The sequence below is a fragment of the Agromyces binzhouensis genome, assembly GCF_004135055.1.
Taxonomy (GTDB): domain Bacteria; phylum Actinomycetota; class Actinomycetes; order Actinomycetales; family Microbacteriaceae; genus Agromyces; species Agromyces binzhouensis.
On record NZ_SDPL01000301.1, the window covers coordinates 1 to 3,884 of the forward strand.

Below are 3,884 nucleotides of genomic sequence, written 5' to 3' on the forward strand. Positions count from 1 at the left end.
GCTGGTCAGCGGCGGGCTGGTCAGCGGCGGGCTGGTCAGCGGCAGCCTGATCGACCGCCGGCTGCTCGGCCGGCGTGGTCTCCTCGGTCGCGGACACGGCGGTCTCGTCGACCGGGGCGTTCCCGGCGGCGTCGTCGACGTTCGTCGAGGCCTCGGCCGCGGACCGCGGCACGACCTGCGCCCGACGGCCCGGGCGACGCGCCCCGAAGATCCCGCCGAGGCGACGAGGCTCATCGCCCCCGGGTTCGGTCGGCGGTGTTGCGTTGTCTTCCACCATCTCTGGTGCACTCCTACACCGGGGCCGACGGCCGCGCCATCGTTCCCGTACTCCTCAGAGCGGTTCAGCGCCGTTCGCGCCGTACCGCCAATCCTTCACTGCTGCGCCCGGCGGGTGCCGGTGACGCCAAATCTCGCGGTTCCTCCGCGGATGGGATGCGGTGCATCCTCGAAGCCCTCGTTGGCGTCGCACCGGGCGCGGCCCGGGCGACTGCAACGATTATCGCACGCTCACCCAGCGGACCGTCGAATCGGCGTGCCAGAATCGTGGGCATGCCCGACTCCCCCCGCGCATCCCGGCCGATCGGCGTGGCCGTCTTCCTCCTCATCGCGGGGGCTCTGGGACTGCTCGCGGCGTTCGAGCTGTCGCTCGAGAAGGTGCTCACGCTCGCCGATCCGAGCCACATCCCGAACTGCAACGTGGGCGTGCTCGTCGGGTGCAGCACGAACCTCGCGTCGTGGCAGGGCAGCCTCTTCGGTTTCCCCAATCCGTTCATCGGCCTCATGGCCTGGCCGGTCGTCATCACGATCGCGATGGCGCTGCTCGCGGGCGCGCGGTTCGCGCGATGGTTCTGGATCGGGCTGAACGTCGGCGTCACGGGCGCCGTCGTCTTCGTCGGCTGGCTGATCTACCAGAGCATCTACGTGCTCGACGTGCTGTGCCCCTGGTGCATGCTCACCTGGGCCGTGACGATCCCGACGTTCCTCGTCGTCACCCTGCGGAACCTCCGCGACGGCGTGTTCGGCGATTCGCCCGGGCTCAGGCGGTTCGGGTCCTCCGCCCTGGGGTGGGTCGTCGTCATCACCGCCGCGTGCTACGCGATCGTGATCGTCCTGGCGCAGGCGCAGATGAACGCGATCCCGCGGGTCGTCATCGACCTGCAGAACCTCTTCTGACCGGATCGCGGTGCCGCCGCGGCGCGTCGGCTCCCGGACGACGGCGGGGCCGCGGCATCCGCTGATCGGATGCCGCGGCCCCGCGCCGCACGTGGGTCAGGCGAACCAGAGCGACAGCTCGCGCTCGGCGGACTCGACCGAGTCGGAACCGTGGACGAGGTTCTGCTGGACCTTCAGGCCCCAGTCGCGGCCGAAGTCGCCGCGGATCGTCCCGGGCAGCGCGGTCGTCGGGTCGGTCGCCCCCGCGAGCACGCGGAACCCCTCGATCACGCGGTTGCCGGCGACGCGCATCGCGACGACGGGACCCGACTCCATGAACTCCATGAGCGGCTCGTAGAACGGCTTGCCCTCGTGCTCGGCGTAGTGCCGGGCGAGCAGGTCGCGGTCGGCCTGCACCATGCGGATGTCGACGAGCGAGTAGCCCTTCGCCTCGATGCGGCGCAGGATCTCGCCGGTGAGGTTGCGGGCGACGCCGTCCGGCTTGACGAGGACGAGGGTCTCTTCGATGGCGGTGGTCATTCGGGTTCCTTTCCAGGTTCGGCGTCCGCGGCGGCGGCCGCCTCGCGGGCACGATCGATGCGCGCGCCGACGATCATGCAGTACGCCCACATGCCGCCGAACAGCGCGCCGACGACGAGCATCGCCGGGTTGAGGAGCCCCGAGGCGAGGAGCAGCACCTGCAGGGCCCAGCCCAGCACGTACGCCCACTCGTACCGGAGCAGGGGGATGATGACGACCAGGCCGAGGATGACCACGCCGCCCGCGGCGAGCGGCGCCCAGGTCGGCAGGCCGAACGCGCCGCCGCCCTCGCGCGAGAGGCCCCAGATCACGAGGGCCGCGAGGAAGACGACGACGATCTCGAACGTGAGCACGATCGACGCGAGGCTCTCCCGCACGGAGCGTGCGCGGCGGACCGGACGGCGCGGCGCGCCGGCTCCGGTCGGGTCGTCGATGGGATCCGGCGCCTGGGCGGTCATCGATCGCTCCAGCCGCGGTCGTCCGCGATCGCGAGCACGTCGCCCACGAGCGTGATCGACCCGGTGACCACCACGCCGCGCTTCTCGCCGCGGCCCGCCCAGTCGCGGGCGTCGTCGAGCGCGTCCTCGAGCCGCTCGGCGACGTCGACCCGCTCGGGGCCGATGACACCTGCGACGAGGGCCGCGAGCTCGTCGGCGGGAACGGCGCGATCGGACTCGGAGCGGGTCACGATGAAGTGCGCGCCGGTCGGTTCGAGGGCGCGCACGATGCCCGCGGCGTCCTTGTCGCCGAGGACGCCGAGCACGATCACGAGCTCGTCGAAGTCGAACACCTCGCCGAGCGCCGCCACGAGCGCCGCGGCGCCGTGCGGGTTGTGGGCGGCGTCCACGAGGATCGTCGGGTCGGTCGAGACGAGCTGCAGTCGGCCCGGCGAGGTCACGGCGCCGAGGCCGGCCTCGAGCACGTCGTCGGCCAGTCGGACGGCGCGTCCGAGGAACGCCTCGACGGCGGCGATCGCGACGGCGGCGTTCTCGGCCTGGTGACGACCGTGCAAGGGAAGGGCGAGCTCGCGGTACTCCCCCGCGAGCCCCCGGACCGACACGAGCTGCCCGCCCACGGCCACGCGCGAGTCGAGCACGGCGAACGCTCCGCCCTCGACCGCGAGGCTCGCGTCGTTCCGCTCGGCGACCTCGCTCAGCACGGTCAGCGCGGCAGGGTCCTGGAACGCGGTGACGACCTCGGCGCCCGGCTTGATGATGCCGGCCTTGGTCCGGGCGATCTCGGCGATGGTCCGGCCGAGCCGCTGCTCGTGGTCGATCGCGATGGGCGTGATCACGGCGACCTGGCCGTCGGCGACGTTCGTGGAGTCCCACTCGCCGCCCATGCCGACCTCGAGCACGACGACGTCGACGGGCGCGTCGGCGAACGCCGCGAAGGCGAGGGCGGTGAGCGCCTCGAAGAACGTGAGCGCCTCCTCGCCGCGCGCGGCGAGCTCGGCGTCGACGATCGCGACGACGGGGGCGATCTCCTCCCAGGTCCGTGCGACGGCCTCGTCGGCGATCGGCTCGCCGTCGATCCGGATCCGTTCGGTGAACCGTACGAGGTGCGGGCTCGTGAGCAGGCCGGTCCGGAGCCCCTGCGCGCGGAGGATCGACTCGATCATCCGGCTCGTCGATGTCTTGCCGTTCGTGCCGGTCAGGTGGATGACGGGTGCGGCGCGGTGCGGATCGCCGAGGAGCTCGACCGCGCGCCGGGTCGCCCCGAGGCGAGGCTGCGGCGCCGACTCGCCGACGCGCGCGAGGAGGTCGGCGTACACGGCGTCGGCCGCGTCGCGCTCCTCGGGCGTGGACTCGGGGATCGCGTCGGTCATCGGACGGCCTCCGCGAGCTTCGCGACCGAGACGAGCAGCCTCGACCCGTCGCCGACCTTGTGCGCTCCGTCGCCGTCGACCTCGCCGACCGTGACGAGCACCTCGGGCGCGAGCGTCTCCCGCCCGATGAGGTCGCGGTGCGCCTCGGCGGCCGCCGCACCGGCGGCGTCGAGCGTGAGGTCGAGGCGGATGCGGTCGCCGACCTCGAGCCCCGCGGCCTTCCGCGACTCCTGCACGGCCCGCACGATGTCGCGCGCGAGCCCCTCGGCCTCGAGCTCGGGCGTGGTGCGCACGTCGAGGATCGCGAAGCCGCCGTCGGCGAGGAGGCCGAGCGCGTTGCCGCCGTCGGCACCGCCGCTCGCCT

The 3,884-nt window shown here is 72.9% G+C and carries 5 protein-coding genes; 1 reads left to right on the plus strand and 4 read right to left on the minus strand.

From position 1 onward, the window contains the following. Positions 1-549 precede the first annotated feature (549 nt). Positions 550-1,173 (plus strand): vitamin K epoxide reductase family protein, encoded by a 624-nt coding sequence (locus ESO86_RS12940; RefSeq protein ID WP_129235398.1) that lies wholly within the window; start codon positions 550-552, stop codon positions 1,171-1,173. Positions 1,174-1,269: 96 nt separating this feature from the next. Here the strand turns inward: ESO86_RS12940 and ndk are convergent, their stop codons facing one another. The 4 genes from ndk to ESO86_RS19940 all read right to left on the minus strand — a co-directional run. After that, positions 1,270-1,692 carry a nucleoside-diphosphate kinase gene (gene ndk / locus ESO86_RS12945; protein ID WP_129235399.1) on the minus strand — a complete coding sequence of 141 codons (423 nt, stop codon included), beginning with the start codon at positions 1,690-1,692 and terminating at the stop codon, positions 1,270-1,272. Continuing rightward, positions 1,689-2,150: a DUF4233 domain-containing protein gene (locus tag ESO86_RS12950; RefSeq protein WP_129235400.1), complete on the minus strand. Its 462-nt coding sequence runs from the start codon at positions 2,148-2,150 to the stop codon at positions 1,689-1,691. Before ESO86_RS12950 ends, ndk begins: the two co-directional genes overlap by 4 nt. Next, positions 2,147-3,520 carry a bifunctional folylpolyglutamate synthase/dihydrofolate synthase gene (locus ESO86_RS12955; RefSeq protein ID WP_129235401.1) on the minus strand — a complete coding sequence of 458 codons (1,374 nt, stop codon included), beginning with the start codon at positions 3,518-3,520 and terminating at the stop codon, positions 2,147-2,149. The genes ESO86_RS12950 and ESO86_RS12955 overlap by 4 nt, the downstream gene beginning before the upstream one ends. After that, on the minus strand, positions 3,517-3,884 hold a 368-nt coding region (locus tag ESO86_RS19940), incomplete at its 5' end, for a DUF5915 domain-containing protein (protein WP_242492358.1). The genes ESO86_RS19940 and ESO86_RS12955, both read right to left, overlap by 4 nt.